Annotated in this window: 19 protein-coding genes; 4 read left to right on the forward strand and 15 right to left on the reverse strand. The window is 53.6% G+C overall.

The features are described from left to right. Positions 1-8 precede the first annotated feature (8 nt). The 9 genes from ACSFXJ_RS24485 to ACSFXJ_RS24525 all read right to left on the reverse strand — a co-directional run bounded on the left by ACSFXJ_RS24485 (position 9) and on the right by ACSFXJ_RS24525 (position 7,260). The gene (locus tag ACSFXJ_RS24485) at positions 9-1,556 is read right to left on the reverse strand and encodes a helix-turn-helix domain-containing protein (protein WP_435922909.1); all 1,548 of its coding nucleotides are present in this window, start codon (positions 1,554-1,556) and stop codon (positions 9-11) included. Between the two features lie 258 nt (positions 1,557-1,814). Then, positions 1,815-2,291, reverse strand: a complete 477-nt coding sequence (locus tag ACSFXJ_RS24490) for a small multi-drug export protein (protein ID WP_435922910.1) — start codon at positions 2,289-2,291, stop codon at positions 1,815-1,817. A 32-nt stretch (positions 2,292-2,323) separates the two neighbouring features. Continuing rightward, positions 2,324-3,307: an aldo/keto reductase gene (locus tag ACSFXJ_RS24495; protein WP_435922911.1), complete on the reverse strand. Its 984-nt coding sequence runs from the start codon at positions 3,305-3,307 to the stop codon at positions 2,324-2,326. Between the two features lie 98 nt (positions 3,308-3,405). After that, the gene (locus ACSFXJ_RS24500; protein WP_435922912.1) at positions 3,406-4,017 is read right to left on the reverse strand and encodes a flavin reductase family protein; all 612 of its coding nucleotides are present in this window, start codon (positions 4,015-4,017) and stop codon (positions 3,406-3,408) included. Positions 4,018-4,035: 18 nt separating this feature from the next. Further along, positions 4,036-4,644 carry an alpha/beta hydrolase gene (locus ACSFXJ_RS24505; protein WP_435922913.1) on the reverse strand — a complete coding sequence of 203 codons (609 nt, stop codon included), beginning with the start codon at positions 4,642-4,644 and terminating at the stop codon, positions 4,036-4,038. Next, on the reverse strand, positions 4,641-5,591 hold the full coding sequence (locus ACSFXJ_RS24510; RefSeq protein ID WP_435922914.1) for a ring-cleaving dioxygenase: 951 nt from the start codon (positions 5,589-5,591) through the stop codon (positions 4,641-4,643). The genes ACSFXJ_RS24505 and ACSFXJ_RS24510 overlap by 4 nt, the downstream gene beginning before the upstream one ends. A 13-nt stretch (positions 5,592-5,604) precedes the next feature. Then, positions 5,605-6,225: a nitroreductase family protein gene (locus tag ACSFXJ_RS24515; RefSeq protein WP_435922915.1), complete on the reverse strand. Its 621-nt coding sequence runs from the start codon at positions 6,223-6,225 to the stop codon at positions 5,605-5,607. Positions 6,226-6,270: 45 nt separating this feature from the next. Then, positions 6,271-6,672 (reverse strand): DoxX family protein, encoded by a 402-nt coding sequence (locus ACSFXJ_RS24520; protein ID WP_435922916.1) that lies wholly within the window; start codon positions 6,670-6,672, stop codon positions 6,271-6,273. 144 nt (positions 6,673-6,816) lie between these two features. After that, a complete protein-coding gene (locus tag ACSFXJ_RS24525) occupies positions 6,817-7,260 on the reverse strand; it encodes a MarR family winged helix-turn-helix transcriptional regulator (protein WP_435922917.1) in 444 nt (147 codons plus the stop codon). A gap of 225 nt (positions 7,261-7,485) precedes the next feature. On the opposite strand from ACSFXJ_RS24525, the gene ACSFXJ_RS24530 reads away from it, so the two are divergent. Then, positions 7,486-8,205, forward strand: coding sequence for a 3-ketoacyl-ACP reductase (locus tag ACSFXJ_RS24530; RefSeq protein WP_435922918.1), 720 nt, complete (start codon positions 7,486-7,488; stop codon positions 8,203-8,205). A 98-nt stretch (positions 8,206-8,303) separates the two neighbouring features. Here ACSFXJ_RS24530 and ACSFXJ_RS24535 read toward each other — a convergent pair whose 3' ends face one another. From ACSFXJ_RS24535 to ACSFXJ_RS24545, 3 genes are all read right to left on the reverse strand, one after another. Continuing rightward, positions 8,304-8,693 (reverse strand): cytochrome-c oxidase, encoded by a 390-nt coding sequence (locus ACSFXJ_RS24535; protein WP_435922919.1) that lies wholly within the window; start codon positions 8,691-8,693, stop codon positions 8,304-8,306. 73 nt (positions 8,694-8,766) lie between these two features. Beyond that, positions 8,767-11,121 carry an ATP-dependent DNA helicase gene (locus ACSFXJ_RS24540; RefSeq protein ID WP_435922920.1) on the reverse strand — a complete coding sequence of 785 codons (2,355 nt, stop codon included), beginning with the start codon at positions 11,119-11,121 and terminating at the stop codon, positions 8,767-8,769. Between the two features lie 145 nt (positions 11,122-11,266). Further along, a complete protein-coding gene (locus ACSFXJ_RS24545) occupies positions 11,267-11,830 on the reverse strand; it encodes a GNAT family N-acetyltransferase (protein WP_435922921.1) in 564 nt (187 codons plus the stop codon). 112 nt (positions 11,831-11,942) lie between these two features. On the opposite strand from ACSFXJ_RS24545, the gene ACSFXJ_RS24550 reads away from it, so the two are divergent. From ACSFXJ_RS24550 to ACSFXJ_RS24560, 3 genes are all read left to right on the forward strand, one after another. Next, the gene (locus ACSFXJ_RS24550; RefSeq protein ID WP_435922922.1) at positions 11,943-13,406 is read left to right on the forward strand and encodes a PLP-dependent aminotransferase family protein; all 1,464 of its coding nucleotides are present in this window, start codon (positions 11,943-11,945) and stop codon (positions 13,404-13,406) included. Between the two features lie 282 nt (positions 13,407-13,688). Beyond that, positions 13,689-15,041, forward strand: a complete 1,353-nt coding sequence (locus ACSFXJ_RS24555) for a GH1 family beta-glucosidase (RefSeq protein WP_435922923.1) — start codon at positions 13,689-13,691, stop codon at positions 15,039-15,041. 221 nt (positions 15,042-15,262) lie between these two features. Continuing rightward, a complete protein-coding gene (locus ACSFXJ_RS24560; protein ID WP_435922924.1) occupies positions 15,263-16,462 on the forward strand; it encodes an MFS transporter in 1,200 nt (399 codons plus the stop codon). Between the two features lie 94 nt (positions 16,463-16,556). On the opposite strand, the gene ACSFXJ_RS24565 is transcribed toward ACSFXJ_RS24560, so the two are convergent. The 3 genes from ACSFXJ_RS24565 to ACSFXJ_RS24575 form a co-directional block, all read right to left on the reverse strand. Continuing rightward, a complete protein-coding gene (locus ACSFXJ_RS24565; RefSeq protein ID WP_435922925.1) occupies positions 16,557-18,755 on the reverse strand; it encodes a tetratricopeptide repeat protein in 2,199 nt (732 codons plus the stop codon). A 168-nt stretch (positions 18,756-18,923) separates the two neighbouring features. Beyond that, complete coding sequence (locus ACSFXJ_RS24570; RefSeq protein WP_435922926.1) at positions 18,924-23,603, reverse strand: tail fiber protein; 4,680 nt, start codon at positions 23,601-23,603, stop codon at positions 18,924-18,926. 172 nt (positions 23,604-23,775) lie between these two features. After that, the gene (locus ACSFXJ_RS24575) at positions 23,776-26,526 is read right to left on the reverse strand and encodes a DUF2339 domain-containing protein (RefSeq protein WP_435922927.1); all 2,751 of its coding nucleotides are present in this window, start codon (positions 26,524-26,526) and stop codon (positions 23,776-23,778) included. Positions 26,527-26,569 lie beyond the last annotated feature (43 nt).

Consider the following 26,569-nt stretch of genomic DNA (forward strand, 5'->3'; position numbering starts at 1 on the left):
CCCGCTGTTCAATCCGCCATCTGCTTCCTCTCGGATTCCTGTTTGTAAACCGAGGGGAGTACCCCCGTTTTGCATTTAAATTTGCTGATAAAATAGTCCGTATTCGGATATCCGACTTGCAGGGCGATTTCTGATATTTTCATCTGGGACCTCTTCAACAACCGCTTCGCCTCTTCGATTCTTTTCTCATTCAAATAGTCGTTAAACGGCTTGCCCGTTTCTTTCTTGAACAACTGCCCCAAATAGGTGGAGTTCATATGAAACCTTTTGGCCAGATCCTGTAATTGGAGCTTGCCGTGATATTCCCGGTCCACATATTGAATCACATGGAAAATCGTATTGTTCTCGTTCCGCGCCTCCAGGTCGGAAAGCACGTCCGACGCTCCCATACACAGGGCAAGGACATATTTATGCATTGAAGGATAGGTTGCAAAGCTGCCTGCGCTTCCGTGCTCCGCTTGGATCGATTTCATGAATGCATCCGGATCTCCGTTCATCTCCGCGATCCGTCTGCAAAGATTGACCTCCAGATCGGCGATATAAACGAGCGCATGTTCCAAGCCGGGCACTTCCTCCGTTACGGAAGCCAACGCGGCCTCGACGGCGGCCATGATCTTGTCCGTCCCGCCAACCGCCACGATGTCCGGGAGCTGTTTGAATTTCTCTTTGCCGTCATCCCGGGCAAATACGGGCTGGCAGGAGTTTCTGTAACTAAACACGCCTTCCTTGCCTTGGCAGCGTTTGCATCCGTTCACTTCAAGCGCTTGCAAATAAAGGTCCCGAATGGACCGGATTCCCCTTTGGGAACTGCTGATCGTTACGATCACCGGTTGGTTCAGTTCGCCCGAAAGCTCCCTGTGAAGCTGGATTCCGATCTCCTCCAACTGAGAAGCGGAGAATTCATCCGCCGGCACGATCGCCCCCCATTTTCCTGTGCTGTCTTGGAATAACCGGTCTGGACTCTGCGAAAAATACCTTTTTATCCGTTCTTGCAAATAAGAAGGGTCTGCGGACGCTTCGATCACCATGCAGCGCAATTCCGCATCCGCCGAAAGATGGAGCGTCCGGACGATCTGCTGTTCCAGCAGTTCGCCATCATCTCCCTGAATCAAACGGTTCAGCAAGCTATTAACGAGCAAAGACTGGATACGCGTCTGATTCCGCTCTGCCGCAAGGTCGTCTTGAATCCTTTTGCCTATACGCGCCAACACGGCCTCGATCTCTTCCTCGTCGATCGGCTTGAGCAAATATTCGGTCACCTTATGGTGCATGGCCGTAATTGCATAATTAAAGTTATCGTAGCCGCTCAATATGACGAATTTCGGAGGTTTCGTGATCGTTTTATTTGATCGCTCAATCAGTTCCAATCCGTTGATCACCGGCATATTGATATCCGTGAGGACCAGTTCCGGCCTGAGCTCCTGAATCATTGTGAGTGCATCGGGTCCGTTCAGTGCTTCCCCGCAAACCTGAAACCCGTAATTCGTCCAGTTCACCATGGTACGCAGCCCCTCGATTACCCAGGGTTCATCATCGACCAAAAGCACATTCATCATCGTTCATCGCTCCCTTGAAGTTGAACTCGTTTGTCCCTTTGAAAGCGCACTCAATAATTATGCTAACATATCCGTATCCATAGAGAACAGAAAAATGTCCTCACTATTTACCTAAATGCTAACTGGAGAAAAAGTCTATGTCCTAAATAAAGGTTTTATTCCACTTTTTTTAGATCTTCCTAAAAGTGCCCGTTACGCATCAAATAAAAATGGCACCTCCCTCTCCATTCCGAGAAGGCGGTGCCTTTTGACATAGAATTAGATCCAGTTAATATATCGGAATCCATAGACCGAACCGAATGCCAAAACAATCGTCCACACGGCGAGACTTGCGCCCATCCAACCGACTACACGGGTTCGGGAAGAACCGAACGTCAGCGCCAGCAAGGCCGCAAGATCCGTCCCTACCAGCAGGGGTGCCAGTAAAGCCAATCCCGGCAGACCGTAGCGATCCCAAAGGGCCCTCGCCCGGGTTTCCCGTTTGCTCGGACCTTCGATCCCCTTTTTAGCCCTGCGGTTATCCCTCCACTTTCGGTAGGTGTTGAACAGAATGCCCAGCAGCACAATCATGATAAAATTTCCGGCGAATCCGACGACGGCCACGGCGACCGGCGACAACCCCCACACGATACCCGCAGGCACGATGATAAACACATCCAACCAGGGCGCAGCCGCCAGCAAAAATAAAGTGACGTACTGCCAAAGGCCATCCGCCTGTTCCGCCCATTCCAGCATGCTTCTCTCACTCCCCCATTTTGCTTCTAGTCTTAATAAGCCCCGCGGATATGTCCGGAAACCTCGTTGCGGTAATACTCCCGCAGGCGCTCAAGCTCTTCGTTCGTAAACGAAGGAACCTCCAGCGCGCCCAAATTATCTTCGACCTGGCGGACATTCTTAAAGCCGGGAATCACGCAGGTGACTTCGGGAGCATCCAAAATCCAGCGCATCGATGCCCGCGCCATATCTCCCCGTCCTTCCGCGATCCAGGACAGTCCGGAAGCCAGCTCGACCCCTTTTTCGAACGGCAGGCCGGCGAATGTTTCCCCCACATTGAAGTGCTCGCCGTTTGCGTTAAAATTCCGGTGGTCGTTCGCTTCGAACCTGGAGTCTTTCGAAAATTTGCCGGTCAGCAGCCCGCTTGCCAGCGGCAGCCGCGCGAGGATGCCGACGCCCGCCTGTTTGGCGGCGGGAAGCAGCTCGTCAAGGGGCTTTTGACGGAACAGATTGAAAATCACCTGCAGCGCTTTCACGCCGGGAACGTTCAGGCAGAACAACCCTTCCTCCACCGTCTCGACGCTAACGCCATAATGCCTAATCTTGCCTTCGGCCTGAAGTTTATCGAGCTCTTCAAACACCCGGCCGTCCTTTAATATCTCGAATGGCGGGCAATGAATCTGGTAGAGATCGATCCGTTCCCGCTGCAAACGCTTAAGACTTCCTTCGCAAAACCGACGGATGGATTCGCCGGAGTAAGTATTCGGGTCGTGGATGTCCCCCGCCCGGCAAAACTTGGTGGCGATATGTACGTCGTCTTCTTTCCCCTTCGTCGCTTTGGCGAGAAGTTCTTCCGCATGACCCGAACCGTACACGTCCGCCGTATCAAAAAAATTCACGCCTTGTTCCATCGCAAATTCCAGGCCGCGCAAGCCTTCCGTGTCATCGGATTGCCCCCAGTCGCCGCCGATGCCCCAGGTCCCGAAGCTGACTTCGCTGACCTGCAGCCCTGTATTTCCCAATGCCCGATATTTCATATGCCATCCCTCCATTTGTCGGTCTCTCTATGAGAGTAAACAAAAAGGCGCTTCCCTGCAACCTTGGCTGCAGAGAAGCGCCGCTACTTCATACCGGCTTATTCGGGCCGCCGGATGGAAAACAAAGGGCCCAGCCCGGCGTAATTGTTGCCGGCCAGCCGGCTTACCGCCTTCAATTCGGCGGCGTCGATCCGTCCATCTTCATATATCGACTCGTCGATATGAAAACGGACGACCCGGCCGATCAACAGATCGGCCGCCGGCTGCTCTTCCGTGCCGCCAAGCGGAATCGACCGCTCCAGCACGCATTCCATCCGGACCCTGGCTTCGGCGACGCCGGGCACCGGAATATTTTCGCTAGGGACCGGCGTTAGTCCCGCCAGAGCCACCTCGCTCTCTTCCGGAGGGAGCGCGGCCGCGGTCTCATTGACTTTCCGGATATTGTCCTCATCCGTGACATGGACGACGAAAGCGCCCTGCTCCATCGCATTCCGGGCCGTATCTTTGGGGTGGCCCCCTTTACGCTGGACCGATACCGAGACCATCGGCGGGTCGGCCGTTACGATGCTGAAGTAGCTGAAAGGCGCGGCATTCAGAACGCCTTCACGCGATAGCGTAGTCACGAAGGCAACGGGTCTCGGGATAATGCTGCCGGTCAGCAGCTTGTAATTATCCCGTTCGCCTTGCAGGTTCGGATCGATGGATAACATAGCGGCCACTCCTTATTTTTACGTAAAAGTTCGTTGATACCAAACCGATGCCGCGTCGACCTCCGACCCTGTCAACTGATGGCCGGCCGATTCCCAATGCACGGTCACGTTCGCGCCGGCTCCGCCGAGCAAGCCCTCAAGCTCTTCCGTTTCCCGAGTCGAGCAAATCGGATCGTTCCGTCCGGCTCCGATAAAGATCGGAATCCCGGACAACTCCGGCAGCGTGAGCCCCCGGCGAGGTACCATCGGATGATGGAGTATCGCCCCCCGCAGCGCGTCGCTATAGTGAAACAACAAGCTTCCGGCAATATTCGCCCCGTTGGAATAGCCGACCGCGATAATGTTGCGGCGGTTAAAGCCGTAGGTCTCAGCCGCTTCGTCCAGGAACCCGTTCAGCTCCTTCGTCCGGAAAATCAGGTCCTCTTCATCGAAGACGCCCTCGGTCAACCGTTTGAAGAAACGGGGCATGCCGTTCTCCAGAACATTCCCGCGAACGCTAAGCACGGAGGACTGGGGCGATATGACCCCAGCCAACGGCAGCAGATCGCGTTCCGTGCCGCCGGTGCCATGCAAGAGCAGCAGCACGGGCGCCTCCGCATTGATCCCTTGCTGAAAAATATGCTTCATTCCTTGTCCTCCTCCAATACCCTTACCTCGATCGGTTCCAAATTCCCCTCGATGAGCGCCCGATGTTCTTCAAACCAGTCCGGCAGCATCAACTTCTCGCCGAGCCGGTCCACCGGCTCGTCCCGGGCAAATCCCGGCGGATCGGTGGCAATTTCAAACAGAATGCCGCCTTCTTCCCGGAAGTAAATCGCGTTGAAATACTGACGGTCGACGATCGGGGTGACATGGAATCCCAAGGCTGCAAGTTTGTTTCTCCAAGCCGCATGATCCTCGTCATCCTTGGCCCGCCATGCAATGTGGTGCACCGTTCCGGCACCTCCGGCGCCGTATTCGATGGCCTGAGTGTTAATATCAATAATATTACCTAAATTTCCCTCCGTTTTGTATCGGGCATAGGACCCCTCTTGTCCTACTTTTTCCATCCCCAGCACATTTTCCAATACATTAGCCGTTTTATCGGGAACCGTGCTGTACAGCACCGCTCCGCCGAAGCCTTTGATCGCTTTATCGGCCGGCACGCCGCCGAACGACCAGGTGCTGGCGGGGCCTTCCGTCCGTTCCACCAGTTCGATCAGCAGGCCGGAGTTATCCCGAAAATGCAGCATTTTTTCCGAGAACCGCTCCCTGATTTCGAAGGAAATGCCGAATCGATTTAACCGCTCCAGCCAAAAATCGAAGCTGCCGTCGGGAATCGCGTAAGTCGTAATCCCGACTTGCCCGCCGCCGACCCGGCCGCGCCGGGAACCCGGCGAAGGGAAGAACGTGATGATCGTTCCCGGACTGCCGACTTCATCGCCAAAATACAGATGATAGACTTCCGGAGCATCGAAGTTGATTGTTTTCTTGACCAGGCGCAATCCCAATACTCCCGAGTAAAAGTCGACCGTGGCTTGCGGACTTTGAACAAAAGCGGTAATGTGGTGAATTCCTGCGGTACGTTGTGTCATTTTATTTTCCTCCTCAAATATATTTTACGAATTCGGCAACCGGTTTCCGGTAGCCTCGCGGACGTTGGCTTGATGTGTCTTCCTTCCCGATGGCGACAAGCATGACCGGCACGATATCGTCCGGAAGCTTCAATGCCGACTTCAGGGCTTCCGGATCGAATCCGATCATCGGACAGGTGTCCCAGCCGAGATCCTTCGCGATCAGCATCATTTGCATGGCGGAAAGGCTGGCATTGCGGATCGCCTCTTCCCGCTGGAAGGTTTCCCCCCGTTCTTCATAGAAGGCTAGCGTAGATTCGACCGTCATGTCGTATTCCTGTTGATTGATGACCCCCAAATTCAACAGACCCTCATTAATCATGGCGACATCCTTATAGGCTGACGGATCTCCCAGCACGGCGATCACGGCGGATGCGGTACGGATCTTATACTGTTTGTTGGCGGCTTCATACACCTTTTCCTTCAGCTCCGGGTCCTTGACCACGACGTAACGGGTATGCTGCAAATTAAACGCCGACGGGGCGTATTTGACGAGATTGAAAATCGTATCCAAATCTTTCTCCGGAATAGGGACGTCCTTTAAAAATTTGTTTGCCGAACGCCGGCTTTTCACCAATGTCGTAAAATCACTCATTGCATATTCTCCTTAACCGCATGTTATTTTATGATGAATCTCGAATCAGAACAGCAGCGCGTCCAGCGAATAATCCCCTGCGCCGGTCAAAGCCACGCTTACGGCAACCGCAATGAGAAGCAGGTTATACTCATATCCGTTCGACGTGGACCAGTATCCGTTTTTGCCATGCACCGTGACAATGGCCATGATCATCGTGATCGCAATCAACGCCGCGCCGAGCGGAGTCAAAAATCCGGCCGCAAACAGCAATCCTCCGAAAAACTCTGCCGCTCCGGCCAGCACCGCCATCAATACCCCGGGCTTCAATCCCAAGGATTCCAACCATCCCCCGGTTCCCTTCGGGCCGTGCCCTCCGAACCAGCCGAACAGCTTTTGCGCTCCATGCGCCATAAAGGACACGCCTACGACCAACCGTAAAATCAACAATCCGATTGCTATACTCATCTCTGATTTCTCCTTTTTACGTTAATTTCAAATAAAGAATCTTTATATTAAGATATTGGTTCTGAGAAAACCAAGCTTCTTCCGCCTGGCGTTTCTTCCGGAATTCGATAGGGCCATCGATGCTTACATCATCCCCGGCGTCTGCTATTTAAATCCCGCCTGCGCATATTTGCCAAGCTTTTTTAGCAGCTCCGCCGCAAGCTTCTTTTCATCCGCATTCAGTCCGGCCATCGCCTCGGCAATCACCTCGGCATGCTTGGGGAATACCTCCTCGATAAACCGGGATCCCTCTTCCGTTATATCTGCAAACGTCTGACGCCGGTCTTCGGCACAGGCTCTGCGGCGAACGAAGCCCTTCTTCTCGAGCTTGTCGACGACATACGTGATGTTTCCGCTGCTCATCAGCACCTTGCCGCCGATCTGTTGAATCGGTTGAGACCCTTTATGATACAGCAGCTCCAGCACGCCGAATTCCGTGCGCGTCAACCCGTATTGACGGATGTCCCGATCCACATGGGCATTGACCCATTGGCTCGCCCGGGTTAAAGCGATATGAAGATTCAAAGCGTCATCCTGATCATAGGGCATCGTGATTTCCTCCTTTGGAAGAGAAATTATCTTAATGTAAATTATCTTGATATTAAGATAAATCTTTTTTGCATCATTGTCAAGCTGCATTTTATAAAAGTGTTTTTCGGTGTCCGGTGACGAAATGTTAACAAACACCGGATACAGATCATGGTTATTATTTTTATCCATGTTATATAATGTACAAGTATATCTAAACCCAATCTTTTTAAGGAGGAAAAAAGCATGGAACTTCAACATAAAGCCGCCATTATTACGGGTGCGGGCAAAGGTATCGGCAAGGCAACGGCTATCGCGCTCGCCAAGGAAGGCGTGAACCTGGGCCTGATCGCCCGGACCGCCGCGGATCTGGAATCGCTGCAGCAACAAATTTCCGGGGAATACGGCGTAAAGGTACATATCGCTTCCGCGGATATCTCCAACGCCAAAGAGGCCGAAACCGCCGTCTCGAACTTGATTCAGGCGCTGGGCTCGGTGGATATTCTGATCAATAATGCGGGCATCGCCAAATTCGGGACCCTCATGGACATGGACCCTTCCGAATGGGAACGGATCATTCAGGTGAACCTGATGGGGACGTATTACGTGACCCGCGCGGCCCTGCCGCATATGCTCGAAAAACAAAGCGGCGACATCATCAATGTCGCTTCCACCGCCGGAGAGCGCGGCTTTGCCACCGGTTCGGCCTATTGCGCTTCCAAATTCGCGCTGCTCGGCTTGACCGAGTCGCTGATGCAGGAAGTCCGCAAATCCAACATCCGCGTGACCGCCCTTACCCCAAGCACCGTAAATACCGAGCTTGCGGAAAAAGCCGGCCTGAAGATCGGGGACGAGGACCGGATGATGCAGCCGGAGGACGTTGCGGAGCTCGCACTTGCCGCATTGAAGCTGCCGAAGCGCGTATTCTTGAAGTCCGCGGGCATTTGGACCACGAATCCGCAGTAAGTATTCGAGCGTTTAAATATCATAATTGCAAAAAAACGGAGCCGTCCCGCAGGTAGCCTCAGCTACCGGAGGACGGCTCCGTTTTATTTTGAATACCGTTACCTTGATCCTGTCCGCGGACCTACATTGATAAACACGTTGATCGCGAACAAAAGAACGCTGACCACGACAAGAACGGCCCCGATCGGGATGATCGCCTCAAACGACTCCTTGCCGTTGACGACGAACGCCAGCCCGATCATCATGATCGGGAGGCCGATGGAATAGGCCCAGAATTGGATCTTCCCTAGCACGCTGGACGCGGCCTTCGGGAACAGCCAGTAGATGATGCCCGCCAAAGCAAACGATGCCCAGCCGAGCAGGTTGACATGCGCGTGGACGCTAGCCATCTTGTAATCATGCGCCATGGACATGTACATGCCGAGCAGGACGCCGATAGCAAAATAAACGGCCGAAATTTTAATATACGTGATCCCCGTGATGGTCATGACGGTTTCCTCCTTTTTTCACAAAAAGTTCAAACCTAGTGACTCACCACATTCTATTCACGTCGTCACCGTTCTATGACGGGCGGATGTCCGTGTCCGCCGCCTGCTTCCACTCCTCGGGCAGCAGGTCCGCATAATGCGGATGGAGATACCTGTCGTCCACGAGCATCAACACGCCCTGATCCTTCTCCGAACGGATGAGTCGGCCTCCGGCCTGAAGCACTTTGTTCATTCCCGGATAAACATACGCATAATCGAAGCCGTCTTTCCCCTGCTCGTGGAAATAATCGCGGATGATATCCCGCTCCAGCCCGATTTGCGGCAGCCCTACCCCCACCACGGCCACTCCGGTCAGCCGGTTGCCCACGAGATCGATGCCTTCGGAAAAAATGCCGCCCATGACCGCGAAGCCCGCCAGTGTCCCATCGTTTCCCGCCTCGAAGGCCGCGAGAAATCGCTCCCGCTCCTCCTCGGTCATATCGCCGCGCTGCAGCAATAACCGGATGCCTTTCGCCGAATGGACGGCGGCGGCAACCTCTTCATACACGAGATTCATATAGGCATATGAAGGAAAGAAAAAAAGGTAGTTCCCCGGCCGGTCCTCCAGCAATTGCCGAAGCAGACCGGCCAGCTTCTCCAGTGTCCGCTCCCGGTCGCGGTATCGGGTCGATAGCGGCACCACGCGCACGTCCAACTGTTCCCGGGAAAACGGCGATGGGATGTTCGTCGTGTAATCTTCCGGCATCGCGCCAAGCATGTCTCGATAGTAGGAAAGCGGAGACAGCGTCGCCGAGAAAAAGATCCGGGACCGGAAGCCTTTCCCCGCTTCACGGAGCAGATGCGAAGGATCGAGGCAGAACATTTTGATGCGTACCTCTTTGGCGGACAACTCGGCATACGTGATATATCGTTCATCATACAGCTTGCCGGTGCGGACAAAGGTTTGAACCGCAAAATACGTTTGAAGCAGCAGATCCCCTTCCCCGGAAGAAGGACCTGGTCCAGGCACGGCAGAAGCGAGCACCCGCTCCGCCTGTAAAGCGAATTCCTCCGCCAGTTCGAGCAGCCTCTCCGGCTTGTTTCGGTCCAGGCGATGCGGTCCATCCGTTTCTTTTTTCAGAGAAATAAAGAATTGGTTCACCCCCTTGGCCGAGGCGTGCACACCGGCATCCACCCCTTTATACGCCCGCTGCAATGCCAGGAAGTCGGCTTTGTTCAGCTCCGCCGAGTACATTTCCCTCGCCCGGTCCACGAGATTATGCGCCTCGTCCACAAGCAATGCCGTCCGCTTTTTTTGCTCGGCGAACATTCTTTTTAACGAGACGCGGGGGTCGAACACATAATTGTAGTCGCAAATGACGGCATCCGCCGCATAAGCCAGCTCAATCGACAACTCGAACGGGCATACCCGGTGTTTGTGCGCATAATCCAATATGGTCTGCCGATTCATTAAGGTTTCCTGGGACAGGATATCGAGCACCGCCCCGTTAATCCGGTCAAAAAAGCCGTCTGCGAACGGGCAATCCTCTTTGCGGCAGCTGACCTCGGTCTGGGGGCAGATTTTTTCCTTGGCGGTGATCGTCACGGCATGCAAATGCAATCCTTTGGATTGCATCAGGGCAAAGGCCTCTTCGGCCGCGGTCCGGGTTATCGTCTTGGCCGTCAAATAAAACATCTGCTGCAGATGGCCCGTTCCCATCGCTTTGATCGCTGGAAAGGTCGTGGAGATCGTCTTGCCGATCCCGGTCGGCGCCTTGGCGAACAGGCCCGCCCCTTCCTCGATCGTCTTGTACACGGCCCCGGCCAATTTGCGCTGTCCGGCACGGTAGGTCTCAAAAGGAAATGCCAGTTCCGCGATGCTTTTGTCCCGGTGAGCCCGGTGGTCGAAAAGCATCCGGGCATACGGGGCGTACTGCCGTACAACCTCAGCGACGAACGCTTCCAGTTCCTGATAGGCGAACTGCCTGCGGAATCTTTTTTGCTCGCCGGTCGGAAGCTGCACGTACGTCAATTGAACCTGCATCGACTCCAGGCCCCGGTCCCTCGCGATCATGTACGCGTAACACTTGGCCTGCGCCCAGTGTACTGGATACGTATCCTCCTCGATTGGCGCCAGATCGCCCGCCGTCGATTTGATTTCATCGATCGTCAGCGTCCCGTCCCCGCCGCCAAGCAGCCCGTCGCATCGCCCATCCACGACGAAAAGGAGATCCCCGCAAGGAATCTCCGCCGATACGTACACTTCTTTCTGGTCCGTCTCGCCATACTGCCTTTGTATTTGCTGGTGAGCCTTCGTCCCTTCGGTCAGGCTGGCCGCCGTCCGAAACCCGCTATCCAGGTCCCCGCTGCGGAACACGTACTCCACAAGCGGCCGGACCGCGATTTGAACCGTCTTTTGATTTTCTCCTGTGGCCGTTTGACTTTCCATCGGTCGCTTCTCCCATCCGAACATTTGTTCCAATTATATCACAGAAACGAGGGCTTTCTGAAACTATGCTTTGAAGGATTAATCTTTCAAAATCAAAGACCGCCCGAAGGTGCTTCGGTCGGTCTTCTTTTGCTCCCGATGGGCCTTACTTCCCCAAATTCGCCTCCCGGAACTCCTGCTCCAGAATGCTCATCGTAATCGAATCATGGTACCTATGATCGTAGTACAACGCCTCCCGCTGAACTCCCTCGCGCTTGAACCCAATTTTCTCGTAAACATGCAGCGCCCGCGGGTTATAGTCGAAGACGTTAAGCTCGATGCGATGCATGTTCAAAATGCCGAATCCGTAATTCAGCATCAGCTTCAGCGCCTCCGTGCCGTATCCTTTTCCGGTTTGGGCCCCCGTACTGATCGCTATCCGAATATTGCAGTTGCGGTTATAGGAATCTATATCCTGCAACGCAATATCGCCGATTAATTCATCGTTCTCCCGTAAGGCGATCAACAGCAGAACGCTGGAATCGTCCTGGCTTTTCCGTTCAATATAAGACGCGATGCCCTCCTTCGTGAAATGCCGCTGCGTTCCGGTCAGCCTTCTCGTTTCGGGGTCGTACAAATTGCGAAAATACCAATCCGCATCCTCCAGCCCGATCGGGCGCAAATAAACGTGTTCCCCTTCCAAAAATCTGATATTGGCCGAATTCTTCACCTTTTACAAATCTCCTTCTGTCTTTTTCTGACCTAAGAATACCATCATACTGTATACTAAAAAATGTACAAATTCTATTAATTTAAAAGGACAGTCAGTCAGGAGATTGCCAATGCCTAAGTACACGCTCCCGCGGTCTCTCCCGTCCGGGACGGGGCCGACCTATCGTTATATGGAAATCTACGAATCCGTCAAGCAGGATATTATTTCGGGGACGCTTCAGGAGGGCACCCGCCTTCCCTCGATCCGAAAATTTGCGGAATTTCTGTCCGTCAGCACCACGCCCGTTGAACTTGCCTACCAGCAGCTTATTGCGGAAGGGTTTATCGAAAGCCGCCCGAGGCAAGGCTATTTTGTGGTCAGATTACCGGAAAACTACAGTTCTCTGAATATGAAGGAAACATCCGCGCCAGTTCAAGAACCCATAACGAACGCATTCCGTAAGCCGGAACTCTATACATATGATTTTCATCTCTCGAAAAATGATTTCAGCCTGTTTCCTTTTCAAACTTGGAAAAGACTGTTCAATCAACTCTTCGGACCGGAAACCGGGGACATGCTCTTTTATGGTGACCCGCAGGGGGAGTGGGGGCTGCGGCAGGAAATCGCCGGATATCTTCGTCAGTTCCGCGGCGTCGTCTGCCATCCCGATCAGGTTGTCATTGCCGCGGAACAAACGATGCTGGTCCAATTTCTGGGGCAGATTCTCAAACCGTACGGCGATGCCGTGGCGTTCGAGGATCCCGGGTACCGGATCATCCCGGCCACCTTTCAGTCCTTGGGGTATCACGTCCATCCGATTCCCCTGGATGAGCATGGATTGCGACCTGATTTGCTCAGGGCAAGCTCCGCACGAATCGCCGGTGTTTCCCCCTCTCACCAGTTTCCTACGGGAATCGTTATGCCCGTCGCCCGCAGGTTGGAACTCCTCGAATGGTGCAAGTCTACGGACAGCTTCCTTATCGAAGACGATTACGGAGGAGAATTCCGATACCGGGGCAGACCGATTCCTTCGCTGCAGGGACTGGTCCCGAACGATCATGTCATCTATCTTGGCGGCTTTTCGCAAGTGCTTGCTCCGGATTTATGCATTCATTACATGGTGCTGCCTGAACGGCTCTTGCCCGGATTCCGCAAGCTGCACCGGGAGGTGATGTTTGAAGCGTCCGCCTCGCGCATACATCAACGAACCCTTGAGCGGTTCATGCAAGCAGGCCATTTTGAACGGCATGTCCGCCGGATGCGCAATGTCTACCGAAAGAAAAACCAGCAGTTGGCCTCCTCCATCCGGGAGCATTTCGGCCTCCTGGCCGAAATATCGGGAGACAGCGCCGGGATGCATCTGATTGTGGAGATCCGGTCGCCGAAGTCCGAAGCGGAGCTGCTAAAGACGGCCCGTGAGGCCGGTACCTTCGTGGCGACGGCGGCCTTCTTTTGGAACCGGCGGGAGGAAACGGAACGCAAAAAGTTTATGCTCGGATTCGGCGGCATCGACGGCGGGCTCATCGACGAAGGGATCCGGCGGTTGCGGGAGGCGTGGGGGAAGGATCTGCTGGGACCAATTGCAGAGTCGTAAAAAAAAGGAGCTGCCCGCATAGACTTGTTCAGTCTCCGGACAGCTCCTTTTCATGTTTAATTATTGGTTTACCCTGTACTGCAGCAGCTTCCCGTCCTTTTCCACATAGATAGTTCCCTTGCCTGCATAGGAGTAACCATATGGAATGTGGTCGTATATTTTTAATATAGGGGATACCTGGTCAAGAGGCAATTGGCGAAAGAGGATCAATGATAGCGTGTCGATTTGTTATCGACTATATTATAATTAAAACTAACAAACTCACATAAGAAGGAGAATCGTATGAGCTTCCAAAAAGAATTCGTATGGGGAGCGGCCACAGCCGCCTATCAAATCGAAGGCGCCGCGAGAGAAGACGGCAAAGGGTTGTCCGTCTGGGATATGTGCGCCCGGATTCCCGGATTCGTGAAGAACGGACACACCGGCGATGACGCGTGCGATCACTACCACCGCTATAAAGAAGACGTTCAACTCATGAAAGAAATCGGCCTGCAAGCCTACCGTCTATCCATTTCATGGCCGCGCGTGCTGCCGGATGGAACGGGACGCGTCAATGAAAAGGGTCTCGATTTCTATGACCGGCTGATCGACGAACTGCTGGCGAACGGGATCGAGCCTTATGTGACTCTGTTCCATTGGGATTATCCGCATGAGCTTTACAAAAAAGGGGGATGGCTCCACCCGGACAGCTCCGATTGGTTCGCGGAATACACCCGCGTGATCGCCGATCGGTTGTCCGATCGGGTCACCCACTGGTTCACCCAAAACGAGCCGCAATGTTATCTCGGTCTCGGCCATTTTACCGGGGAGCATGCTCCGGGCTTGAAGCTGGGCCTCGCCGAATTCCTTCAGGCGACGCACAATTCGCTGCTGGCCCACGGCAAAGCCGTCCAGGCGCTGCGGCAAACGTCCAAGCGGCCGTGCGAAATCGGCTATGCCCCGGTCGGCATCACCTCCTTCCCGGCGACGCCGACCCCGGAAAATATCGAGGCCGCGCGTGCAGCCACCTTCAGCATCACGCAGCCGTCGTTCTGGATGAACACGTGGTACATGGATCCGGTGTTCTTCGGGCATTACCCGGAGGACGGTCTGCGCGTATTCGAGCCATGGCTTCCGGAAATCAAGCCGGGCGACATGGAGACGATTCGCCAGCCGCTTGATTTCCTGGGACTGAACATTTACCACGGAACCCCTGTGCAAAAAGGAGCGGATGGACATCCCGAAGGGATCGCCCGCGAGGTCGGACACCCCGAGACGATGATCCGCTGGACCGTTACCCCGGAATCGCTCTATTGGGGACCGAAGCTGTTCCACGAGCGGTACGGGCTGCCGATTATGATTACCGAGAACGGCCTGTCCAGCATGGACTGGGTCAGCCTCGACGGACAAGTTCATGATGCGCAGCGCATCGACTTCCTGCACCGCTATTTGCGGGAATACCGCAGAGCCGCCGAGGACGGCGTACCGCTGAAAGGATACTTCTGCTGGTCTTTCATGGACAATTTCGAATGGGCCGAAGGGTATCACGAACGTTTTGGCCTTGTCCACGTCGATTACCAGAGCGGCAAGCGCACGATCAAGGATTCCGGCCGCTGGTACCGGTCGGTGATCGAAAGCCACGGCAATCATTTGTAAATTCATAAAGAGAAGGCCTCCAGATCCCCCCGCCAGGGTGAATTTGGAGGCTTTTTTGAGACCGCTTTTTATGCCGCGTTTATAAACCTCATTTAAAATAATCCTTGATCTTATCCCCAGAGCATTGAATAATTAGAAACTGGACCTTGGAAACAAGTCCGGACTATAGTACTTTCTATTAAACTCCCGGAAGACAGCGTACTTCAGAAAGGTTGCACAGCATGGATTCAACATCGGCTCTTCATGAAAAATCCGCAGCGCCGACCGGTAAGGAACCCTTCCCGATCGCGCTCATTTCTCTAACCGTCGGCTCTTTCGCCATCGGCATGACGGAATTCGTCATTATGGGGCTGCTGCCGAACGTAGCGACGGATTTGCACGTCAGCATCTCAACCGCAGGGCAGCTGATCACCGCATACGCTATGGGCGTAGCCATCGGCGCGCCGATTCTAACGCTGCTTACCCAGCGTATTCCGCAAAAAGGACTGCTTTGCCTGCTCATGATTCTGTTCATTCTCGGCAACGGCATCTCGGTCATTGCGCCGAACTATGCCGTGCTGATGGCGGCGCGGATCCTGACCGCACTCACGCACGGCACCTTCTTCGGCGTCGGAGCGGTCATCGCCGCCGGCCTCGTAAGGCCGGAAAAGCGGGCCGGCGCCGTCTCCATCATGATGGCCGGACTGACCATCGCCAATATCGTCGGCGTCCCGCTTGGCACCTTTGTCGGCCAGCAGTTAGGCTGGCGCGCTTCGTTCGGCGCCATTGCGGCGGCCGGAGTCCTGGCCCTCGCCGGAATCCTGCTGTTCGTGCCGCATCTCCGGCAAGCTCAGCCGGAGGGGATAGCCCGGCAGATTCGGGCACTGTTGAGACCCAAGTTACTGCTGTTCCTGCTCATTGGAGCCTTGGCCAATACGAGTCTGTTTGCCGTATTCACCTATATCGCTCCTTTACTGCAGGACATCACCGGCTTCGCCGAACAAAGCGTCACCTGGATTCTCGTCATCTTCGGCTGCGGCGTTACCGTCGGCAACATCGTCGGCGGCCGGCTGGCGGATTGGAAGCTGATGCCTTTCCTAATCGGTCTTTATCTATCGATCGCCGTCCTATTGGGCGTCTTCACCTTTACGGTGAAAAGCCCGGTGCTCGCCGTCATCACGATTTTCTTCTGGGGAGCCGCCTCGTTCGGCGTCATGCCAGGCCTGCAAGTGCGCATTATGAATCTGGCCCAGGCAGCTCCGGCTCTGGCCTCCACCTCCAGCCACTCGGCCGGGAACCTGGGCAACGCGATGGGAGCCTTTATCGGCGGCCTGGTCATTCCCCATATGGGATTGTCATCGCTGCCTTGGGTCGGAGCGCTGATCGTTAGTCTGGCGCTAGGCATCGCCGCCGCCTGCTACGTGCAAGAACGCAAATCATGAGCGTATGCGCATAAGCTGGACCCGGCTTTCAAAAAGCGCTGATCACGAAAAGAACCCCCATTCCGCAAATATCCGCGCGGTTGGGGGTTCCTCTTTATTTTACATGCTTCATAAAGCTCTCCAGCGCATTTCCCTTCACTCGAATATCCGGGGTAATGCGCGTATTGGACACGTTGTTCTGCATGACATTCCAATAGTGGTTGACCACATACACCGCCACTTGTTCCCGCTTGTCCTCGAACACCCGCTGACCGACGCCCTTGCCGAACGTCTCGCGGCCGACCACGGTGACGTTATCCAGGTATGTACTGAGACCTAGCGTGAGCAGTTCAGCGGCGCTGGCCGTATTTTCATCAACAAAAATGTAAATGTGCTTAAAGGCGGTATGTTCCGCATCCGAATAATAACTGGACGTATATCCGTCCGAATAAATCAGGGTGCTGGTCACCCGGTCGGGGAGAAGCGCATCCAGCATATTGTTGGCGCTGTCGGTCATTCCTCCGCCGTTGCCCCGTAAATCGAGCACAAGCGTCTTATTTTTCGGGTCCGTAATCCCATCCAGCCGCTTAACGAACTGATCATCCGTCGTCATACTGAAACCTTCAATGCGAAAATAGCTGATATTCCCTTTTTCCTCGTACGAGATATCCTCCGATGCGGAAGCCGTCAAACGACGATAATCATCACCGTAAATCATGAACGTAAACGGATCCTTTGCGGATTTCGCCTCGTTAACCACCTTAGCTATTTCGGCAGTCGATAACCCGGACTTGTTCAGCTTGGCAAGGACTTGATCCAAACCGTCTCCTTCCTTGCGGTATAAATAATTGTCTTGGAAAAAGAGTCCGACCCTTTCCCCCAGCGGTTTCTTTCTCTCCTCCAGTTCATTCTGCACATACAGCGCATTCCCGTCATCGGAGTACAGCTCCAGCGCCTGATCGCTGGCCTCCTTCGCCTTCCGGTCATTTTCGAGCAGCAGGTAGGCCATGGCCAAGGAGGACCATGCTTCGTTATCTTCGGGATCAAGCCGGACAGCCTCCTCAAAAGAAGTAACGGCCTCTTCGTAATTTCCAAGCTGCATTTGGCAATCGCCTATGTACCATGGAATGTCGGAGTTCCCCTCGCTGGCCATATTGGCCGCCTTTTCGCCGAACTCGACGCACCGGTAAGTGCGGTTCCCCCAGTTCAAAGCTTTGAGTTTATTGATATACCCCTCCGGGTTATGCGGGGTCCATTCGATCGCATTTTCAAAATAGGAAACCGCCTTCAGGTAGAGACCGTTGTTCATGTAAGCATTGCCCATCGCCGTTTGGAGCTCCTCCGTATCCAAAGCTTGTCCCAGGGCCTGTTCCGCCTTTTCGGGTTCCCCCATACCGCCGTAAGCATTAATCAACCTGACTAAAACCTCTTTTGTGTTGGGGAATTTGCTCCTCATCCGTTCATAATGGGTAATTGCCTCATCAAATTCTCCATAATCCTCATACAGCTCACCGAGCTTGAACTGAACGTCCAGTTGACCGGGAAACTTTTCGGCGGCCTGCTTGTATAAATCCTCGATTTCCTCGAAGTCGGCCGTGCCTTCCAGCGCCGCACCTTTGACCCGGAACCCGTCAAACTTATCGGAATAAAATTGAAAGTATTCCTCGGCATACTCCTCCGCCTCTTTCTCCCGGCCAAGGGCCTGGAGGCAATACACCTTCATCTCGGCCGAGTCGGCATCGGAAGGCACCCCATCCAAATACTTTTCAAACTGTTTCAGGGCCTGCTCGTATTCCCCTCTATCGTAATAAATCTGACCTTTGCCATAATTGGCGATAAGGAACTTGCCCTCCAGCTCCAAAGCTTGATCGTACGCTTCCATTGCCTCCTCGTAACGGTACAGACCATAGAGCGCATTGCCTTTATTCGTGTATTCCTCCTCTGTATTCGGCAAAATCAGCAGCGACTTCTCGGCATACTCCAGCGCCAGCTCGTATTCTTCCAGCTCATGATAAGCCCAGCTCAAATTATGGAACGGGGAGTCGTAGAGCTCGGTCCTTTTCACTTCATGATCCAGGTTCTCAAGCTCAGGCTCGATTTGATATATGTATTCAATGGCTTGCTCCAAAAAAACAATGGCATCGGACGGCTTTCCCGCTTCGGTTAAACGGTAGCCTTTTTCGTTACTTTCATAAACTTTCCTTTCCAAATCGTTACCGACGAATAATTCCTCAACGGCGGAACAACCGTTCAACAGTAAAAGAATGCTTCCCGCAATCATGCCTCTGACCAAAATGCCAATTCTCTTATTCAAGTGATCCCCTCGTTTTGAAAATGTTAACTTTTCTTTCGACATTCATTTTCATTTTCCCTTTTTTGGAACAGGAATCGACATGCCTTCGTCAAAAAAAGACCCCGGAACCGGGGCATTTTGATGGTTCAATGCCGAGCCGTGTTCCGAGGCCGATTTTTGTATTGGGTCTCAGTTATTCACCGTATCATTCGCCGTACCGATCAGCCCGGCCCGAATCAGCAACCGTTGCACGATTGCCGCCGTCTCGGCGCGGGTGATTTCGGCGTCGGGGAGAAGCTTTCCGCCATTGCCGTTAGCTAAACCTTGCTCGACTGCGACTGCGACTTGCAGTCGGGCCCAGTCGCCGACAGCCGCATGGTCGGTGTAGCCGGACAACGCCTTACCGGCATCCTCCGTGCTAATCTCCTGATTCACTCCCGCAATTTTCATTGCCCGGGTAATCATGACCAACGCCTCTTCCCGCGTAATGGTCTTGGACGGTTGGAAGAAGCCGCCGTCATAGCCTTGAATCAAGCCATACTCAGAGGCCTTGGCGACCGCACCGGCATACCAGGCATCCGGCGATATGTCCTTGAACATTCCGGTTGCTTCGTTTTCCTCCAATCCCAGTGCACGAACCAGGATGGCCGCAAATTCCGCTCGAGTTACCGCCTGATCGGGAAGATAACGGTTTTGGTCCGCGCCGCGCAGCACCATGCGGGATGCCAAATCCGTCACTGCCGCTGCCGACCACTGTCCATCCATATCCGTAAAAGAAACGGAATTTTGCACCAGAGCGTACTTGCTGTTCGTCAAACTGCGAATCACGGCATATTCGACACCCTCTCTGGCTACCGTTCCGGTCGGAACGGGACGAACCGTACCGTCCGGATGGAGTACGACAGCCGTCGTGATCTCATCCGGACGAAGTCCCGCAAGAATCGGAATCTCCCTCGTGACGAACCCGTTAAAACGTTCGATGGAGACGGTTTCCCCTTCGTAAGAAACCTTCAGGGAAAATTCAACGGGTTGACCGACCGCCTTGAAGCCGCCTTGCATAGACGCTTGCTGAATCCGCGTCAAATCGGATGCGCTGCCTTTCGCTATAGTCACGGTGAAATCAGCCGTGGATCGCCATGCATCCGTTCCTGGCGCCTGATCGAGGGGATCGGTCCTCATCTGCGAAACAGGCAGGTGATAATTTCCGATCGGTGTTTGAAGAATCAGCTCGATCATCTTTTCATCCAGCATCTTCATGGCCTCGCCGTTCAATACAAATTCGATCGTGTCCGCCTGACCGGAATAGCTAAACCGGAGGGTCTTTCCATCGGCTGTACTTTCAAGCAGCCTTGCCAGTTCAGCGGTGTCCAGGTAAGCACTCCATACCGAAGAGCTCTGATCCTGTTTTTCCGTAACCTTGACCAAACGATCCGATGCCTGCCGGCCATTCACCAGCAACTCCAGTGGTTTCGGTTTGGCTGGTTCGGCCGTTGATCCTTCGGAGGCAGCGCCGGATGACGCCCCCCCTCCGGACGAGCCTGAACCCGTTCCCGGATTCGGATTTGGATTCGGCGAAGATGTTTCTTTTTCTCTCGTTACGAGAAGCCGGTATGTTTTCGTATCCCCATTTTGCGCTTCAATAACAATCTCGACCGGGTTTACCCCCACTTTAAGCAGGATCGGTTCCGAAGCCGTACCTGCCGTAATCTCCTTACCGTTGATCTTGATAAGGGCTCCCGGATCGGAAACGGTCGGCGTTATCGTGATACTCGTTGTCATATACGGAACATTCACCGTATAGTTCGTCGTAACCGGATCAAATGCCGGCTTCAAAGTTCCGCCGGAGACAAGCAGTCCGCTTAAATCCGCATCCCCCGGCAAAGAAGGAGCGGAAGGCGTGGCGGCCGCTTCATTGGAATAAGAGCTCGAACCTCCATCATTCCCCGCTTTCACGGCGAAGTAGTACGTTGTCCCGTTGGTCAGGCCCGAAACCGTATATGTCGCCTCCGTGACGGAGAAGATAGGCTCCGCTTCGTACACTCCCGGCGCGATCCCCTGATAAACGTCGTAATAGGTCGCTCCGGTCACGGTACTCCAATTCAGAACGACTTTTCCGTCGCCCGGCTCCGCGGTGACATCCGTCGGCGCAACAGGCGGCGCGATCGGTTCGCGTTCCGTCGTGAAATTCCATGCCTGCGGGCCCGAAAGGCCGGAGAATTCATTCCCCTCCGCATCCCGGAAGGCCCCCGCATCGATCTCAACATAATACTCCGTATTGTAATCTAGCTGTTGACCCAGCCGGAACGCGTACGAGGCACCCGAGCCGCTAACCTTTGATGGATCATCTGCCGAGAGAGTTTCGACTAAAATGCCGCCAGGGTTCTTGTAAACTCTGATTTCTTTTCCTGCCACCGCGGATACAGGTTCACTGAATTCCAACTCGAATGCCGGATAAACTCCAACATTCCGAGTTCCGCTTACCGGGGAATGAGCCGATAACGTCGGATCCACGGAATCTTTCCATTTGGCATACAGCGTTAGATTATTCGTGATCAACTGTGAAAAATCAAACGGCATGCCGAGCAATTGATCCGCAAACCAACCGACAAAAGCAAAACCGTCCTTCACCGGGTCCGCCGGAGGGGACACAGTCCCCCCGTAATTGACCATTTGATCGGCTACCGGAGATCCGCCGTTGCTCTCAAACGAAACGACCCTCTGATAGTAAATCGAAAAAGTCACTGTCGTCTTGTTCCCTGCCGCGTCCGTCACGACCAAGGTATGTGAACCGTCCGAGCTGACGGTACTCCCGCTCGTGAAGTTATTACCGTTCAGCTTCGCCGTGCCTTCAGTGAACGATATCTGCACATTCCGGTTGTACAAGCTGCCATCCGTCACTCCAATGACCACCGGCGCGGTCTTATCGATCGTGAAAGTCACTGTCGTCTTGTTCCCTGCCGCGTCCGACACGACCAGCGTGTGCGTCCCTTCCGATCTAACTAATTCGCCGCTTGTAAACGTGCCGCCATCCAGCTTCGCCGTACCCTCAGTGAATATAATCGCCACGTCGGTGTTGTACGAACTCCCGTCCGTCACTCCAATGATAATCGGCGGGGTCTTATCAATCGTGAAAGTCACTGTCGTCTTGTTCCCTGCCGCGTCTGTCACGACCAGAGTATGCATACCTTCCGAGCTGACGGTACTCCCGCTCGTGAAGTTATTACCGTTCAGCTTCGCCGTGCCTTCAGTGAACGAAATCTGCACATTCTGGTTATACAGGCCGCCGTTGGTTACTCCCATTACCACCGGCGCGGTCTTATCGATCGTGAAAGTCACTGTCGCCTTGTTCCCTGCCGCGTCCGTCACGACCAGCGTGTGCGTTCCTTCCGATCTAACTATATCGCCGCTTGTGAACGAGCCGCCGTCCAGCTTCGCCATACCCTCATTGAATATAATCGCCACGTCGGTGTTGTACGAACTCCCGTCCGTCACTCCAATGATATCCGGCGGAGTTGTGTCGATCATAAAGCGAGCCTCGGCCGTTAATATTCCCGACAGAGAAGTTACCACCAAATTGTAACTCCCCTCCGAACTCACCGTATGTCCGCTCACGATGGAAGCTCCATTCAACTTCCCGGTTCCATTCTCAAATTGAATCGTCACCGGCCGATTATAAGATGCGCCGTCGGTTACCCCGCTAAATGCTGGCGCGGGTTCACCCACCTGGATCGACACCGTTACTTTTCCGCTACTTCCGTTGTTGTTGCTGGCTATATAGGTAAAGCTATCCGTTCCGATAAAATTAGTAGCAGGCGTATACTTAAAAGATCCATCTATCGCGAACTGAACCAAGCCATGCCCGGCCGGATCTACTATCTTCGCCGTCAAAGCTTTCGTATCATTCGCAAGAACCCCGTTCTGCCGGTCAACCGTAAGATTGCCGTTTGGCGTCATCGTGTAGTTGTCGGGCGAAAGAGAAGGAAGACCGGAATCGTTAGGTAACAAAGGATATGCCCCTTCATCTACCAAATAGTAAGTTAGTGATTGCGCATTGGAGGTTAAATCGGGAAGATTAAAGTCGGTTCCGTTACCCCCAAAGCCCTCAAATAATAGCGTGTAAAGCCCCTGGTTTTCTAAGATTAAAGGCAAGGTTCCCCCATCCGCCTTCACCCAAGGTGAAGCCGGCCATTCTTTAGGGAACGGGACCAGCTCGCCCGTATAATAATCAGGATACTGGGGAACTGCCGGCGGGTTCTGCGAAGCGGACACATAGTACCGAATCGACAGATCTCCGTTATTGTCGGCTAGAAAAGGAGACAAATTCGGAAGATAAAACACACTTGAGGAAGAGGGGCTTCCAAAGGAATCGCCGTAAAAATTGTACAGATCCGGGTAAGCCGCTTTGCTGACCGCGTTGCCGTTGGCGGGGAGCCAACCGTTCAAGGAGCTATCCGTAGCAAACGGGAACATTCTAACTTCCCCGGTTTCTCTCTGTTCGCCAAAATCAGCATCCAAAATTGGATAGCCTTCGGCCGAAATGTAATAACCCGTTCCTTTGACAGGTTCATAGCCTCTTAAATCCGGAAGGTTAAAGGTCGTGACCCCGTTACCGCCAAATCGGGTTCCGAGAACGGAGTACAATCCCGGATAAGCTTGCGGATTTAATTCTTGCCCGGCGCAGTAAATCCACCCCTCAATCCCTCTGTTGAAGGGAAATAGCCGGATCTCGCTCACAAACGTGTTCACGGCCGCCGCATGAGCCGGTTTCCCGGACGTAAACAGACCGCCAAGCACAAGCTGCAAGCCGATCACTACGGCGAGGCAGGTCCTCCACAATTTTCCGCCCAATCTCCTATTTTTAAAATACATCTATGACGTTCCTCCTGCTCCCAATCTACTAAATTTAACTAAAATTATTATATACTAAAATTAATACATTCGTTTCATTATTTTTCCTCCACCCCCATATCGAAAAAGAGCTTGACCGAGGGGCTTCCCGCCTCTCAATCAAGCTCTTTTTCTTACTTACAAACGGGGGATTTTACCCCTCCATATCCGTCTGTTCCTTTTCCTGCACCGGGCTCATTTTATTCGAAACTCTCTGATAGATAAAGGAGATGCCCAGAAGAACGACGCCGAAGCTGAAAAATGCGATGATTTTGCTGCCGGTCGTCATCAGATTCAGGTCGAACAGCAGCATTTTTCCGGTGGACAGCAAGGATAAGCCCAGACCGATACGCCGGATCATCAAATAGTTGTGTCTAAAGCCGTAAACGATGTAGCCGATCGCCAGGAGCAAATACACCAGACTGAATAGCCATCCGACATGCCCCAGACGGAACTGAACCCCGAGAAACGCGGTAATGATGCTGAAGATATACACGCCGACGATGACCGGGTAAACTTCACGGGACTTCGAACTCCGATCCAACAGGTTATACAACAAGTCCCGCCCGCTGAAAAATACCATCAAATTAAAGGCGATCAAAATCACGAGCGCCACATAATTTTCGGCCGAATTGTGCATGCCGTTCGGGTTCAAAGACGGGATCGTCAAGGTCACGGCAATGCTCATGAGATATCCGAAACCATACAAAATACGATTGTAAACTTTCACCACGGCATCCTGGATAAACGGGATCTTGGAAATTGCGAAAGCCGTTAACAGTGCAACCGCCGACATAAGCAGCGCCCTGTAGAACTCGAATAATGACGCGTCTTCGGGCATGAAGCGCTCATACAAACGCCCTGTTTCGTACAGCAAGTAAATCCCGATATTCACGATCCCCACATATTTTATTGCGGACAACAACGAACGATCCATCGGGGTGTAACGACGGGCGTCCCCCTCTTCCTGCAAACGGTAGGAGTAGAACAAGGCAAGTGCCGCCAACCCCAAAGAAATGAACGTATACTTCCACGAGAAGTCAAACGAATCGGTGTTGAACAGGCTTATAAAGGAATCGATCAGCAGGAATGCGCCAAGCGTGAGGCCGACGATCCCCCAGCCGATTCGCTCCAGTTTCTTATAACGATACAGATGACCCAATACCGACAGCACCAGCCCTTCGAACAGCCAGGCCATCGACAGATAATGAATGCCGAACTGGAACGGAACAATCAGCATGGAAAAAGTGAGCGATGTGCCGTAAAAGAGCAGCCGGGTTTCCTTTTCCTCCTCGAGAACTTTTTTGGACATGCGTGCAAGGCCCAGGTAGGACAAGCAGAAGACCAGCGCCAGCAAACCGCGCAATCCATCCCACCCGGCTTTTTCCAGCAAGCTGTACAAAGTCGCGCAATTGACGACCGTATTTAAAGCCAATAAGGAGAAATCCCACCAGGTTAGCTTGGACTTATACTTGAACGGAACATACAAGGTGATGCCGAGATACGTAAGGAACGTTATAACGGTATAGGCCATACCCGCCGCTTCGCTTTCCGCAATGAACACCAGGGCCAGCATGGACGAAATATTGAATACGAAGCTTATGTAATTGACGACCGGCCACCGTTTCCGCAAGGAAACCAGCAGAATCAAGGCGTTGAGGAGGAACAAATACCCCATGGCCACGTAAACGGCGCTGCCCTCAAGGCTAAATGCGGCCATATACGAAAAGAACGGAAGATACCCGCCCACCAAGCCGAAGGAGCAAATCGTTCTGGACTCATACCTGAGCGACAGCAGCACGGCGGCTACCGTGATCAGGATGCTTAAGAACAGGCCGACGAACAAGCTTATAATCTCTAATAAAAAATAGCTGTAAAATACCGAGCCATAAAGAACGGAAATGCCGCCGCCCAGCAAACCGAGGGCGAAAACCTGCCTGTTTTTGCGGAACTGCCATTCCCCTCCGGCCAGCATGAGCAAGCCTAGCAGGAAGAAGGATGCTCCCTTCATATACCCGTTGAACCAGGTCAAATACGAGTATTGGAAGGCCGCGCCTACCGCGAGGATAATCAGCAAAACACCTAATTTATTGATCCAGTTCAACCCGATTTTCATCTCGAGCCAATTCTGCTTCGATTCCCGCTCGGCATCGGGATTTCTCCCGTGTCCCGAAGTCCCCTGTGCCCAGCCATGCTGAGGGATCGCATTCGGATATGCCATGTTTGGCGGCGGTGTCATGTTTGGCGGTGTCATGTTCGGCGGAACCATACCCGGTGGTACCATGCCCGGCTGTGTCATATTCGGCACGGCCATGTTCTGCGGGGACATATTCGGTCCGGCCGCACCCGGCCCTCCCGCTCCCGGACCCGCTAGCTGCTCGTAACCGCGTTTGGCTTCTTCCCGAATCCGGCGTTCCCCTTCGCTTACATAGCGGCGATGATCCGCCATCCGGTGGTTGATTTCATCCTGAAATTGTCCCAGTTTGGAAGCGATCACCTCCCTGTCCTGACCAAGCAGCCCCTCAGCCTGTTCGTACAATTGCTGTATACGCTGCTTGACTCTCGCTTCCAACGTCGCCAGACGACTTTCAAATCCGGACGAAACACCCGACAAGTAGGTGTTCATTTTGCCCTGTGACGCGCTGAACGGATCGGGCTTGTCGACGGTCGAGGACTCTTGTCCCGGGAAAGCTTGTTGAAGCCTGGCGTTTTCCGCCTCCAGCCCCCGCAGTCTGGCTTCCAGTTCGTTGGCCCGCTGCCGAAGCTGCGCATGCTCCTGCCGCAGCGTCTCATTCTCCCGAAGGATGCCGTCGGCATCGTACTCTTGAAGGAGCGTCTCGTATTCCCGGGCCAGCTGCTCTTGAGTTTCCCTCAGACCGGCTAGCCTCTCCCTGAAATCCTTCATTCCTTCCCTCCATTACCAAATGATGAGTTTGATTCATTTTACT

Origin of the sequence: Paenibacillus salivarius (assembly GCF_051307165.1) — a bacterium.
In the GTDB taxonomy this organism is placed as follows: domain Bacteria; phylum Bacillota; class Bacilli; order Paenibacillales; family Paenibacillaceae; genus Fontibacillus.

Bases quoted from the DNA above. Each gene is read 5' to 3' on its own strand.
- ACSFXJ_RS24485 (WP_435922909.1), bottom strand. From the start codon at position 1,556: ATGATGAATGTGCTTTTGGTCGATGATGAACCCTGGGTAATCGAGGGG.
- ACSFXJ_RS24490 (WP_435922910.1), bottom strand. From the start codon at position 2,291: ATGCTGGAATGGGCGGAACAGGCGGATGGCCTTTGGCAGTACGTCACT.
- ACSFXJ_RS24495 (WP_435922911.1), bottom strand. From the start codon at position 3,307: ATGAAATATCGGGCATTGGGAAATACAGGGCTGCAGGTCAGCGAAGTC.
- ACSFXJ_RS24500 (WP_435922912.1), bottom strand. From the start codon at position 4,017: ATGTTATCCATCGATCCGAACCTGCAAGGCGAACGGGATAATTACAAG.
- ACSFXJ_RS24505 (WP_435922913.1), bottom strand. From the start codon at position 4,644: ATGAAGCATATTTTTCAGCAAGGGATCAATGCGGAGGCGCCCGTGCTG.
- ACSFXJ_RS24510 (WP_435922914.1), bottom strand. From the start codon at position 5,591: ATGACACAACGTACCGCAGGAATTCACCACATTACCGCTTTTGTTCAA.
- ACSFXJ_RS24515 (WP_435922915.1), bottom strand. From the start codon at position 6,225: ATGAGTGATTTTACGACATTGGTGAAAAGCCGGCGTTCGGCAAACAAA.
- ACSFXJ_RS24520 (WP_435922916.1), bottom strand. From the start codon at position 6,672: ATGAGTATAGCAATCGGATTGTTGATTTTACGGTTGGTCGTAGGCGTG.
- ACSFXJ_RS24525 (WP_435922917.1), bottom strand. From the start codon at position 7,260: ATGCCCTATGATCAGGATGACGCTTTGAATCTTCATATCGCTTTAACC.
- ACSFXJ_RS24530 (WP_435922918.1), top strand. From the start codon at position 7,486: ATGGAACTTCAACATAAAGCCGCCATTATTACGGGTGCGGGCAAAGGT.
- ACSFXJ_RS24535 (WP_435922919.1), bottom strand. From the start codon at position 8,693: ATGACCATCACGGGGATCACGTATATTAAAATTTCGGCCGTTTATTTT.
- ACSFXJ_RS24540 (WP_435922920.1), bottom strand. From the start codon at position 11,121: ATGGAAAGTCAAACGGCCACAGGAGAAAATCAAAAGACGGTTCAAATC.
- ACSFXJ_RS24550 (WP_435922922.1), top strand. From the start codon at position 11,943: ATGCCTAAGTACACGCTCCCGCGGTCTCTCCCGTCCGGGACGGGGCCG.
- ACSFXJ_RS24555 (WP_435922923.1), top strand. From the start codon at position 13,689: ATGAGCTTCCAAAAAGAATTCGTATGGGGAGCGGCCACAGCCGCCTAT.
- ACSFXJ_RS24560 (WP_435922924.1), top strand. From the start codon at position 15,263: ATGGATTCAACATCGGCTCTTCATGAAAAATCCGCAGCGCCGACCGGT.
- ACSFXJ_RS24570 (WP_435922926.1), bottom strand. From the start codon at position 23,603: ATGTATTTTAAAAATAGGAGATTGGGCGGAAAATTGTGGAGGACCTGC.
- ACSFXJ_RS24575 (WP_435922927.1), bottom strand. From the start codon at position 26,526: ATGAAGGATTTCAGGGAGAGGCTAGCCGGTCTGAGGGAAACTCAAGAG.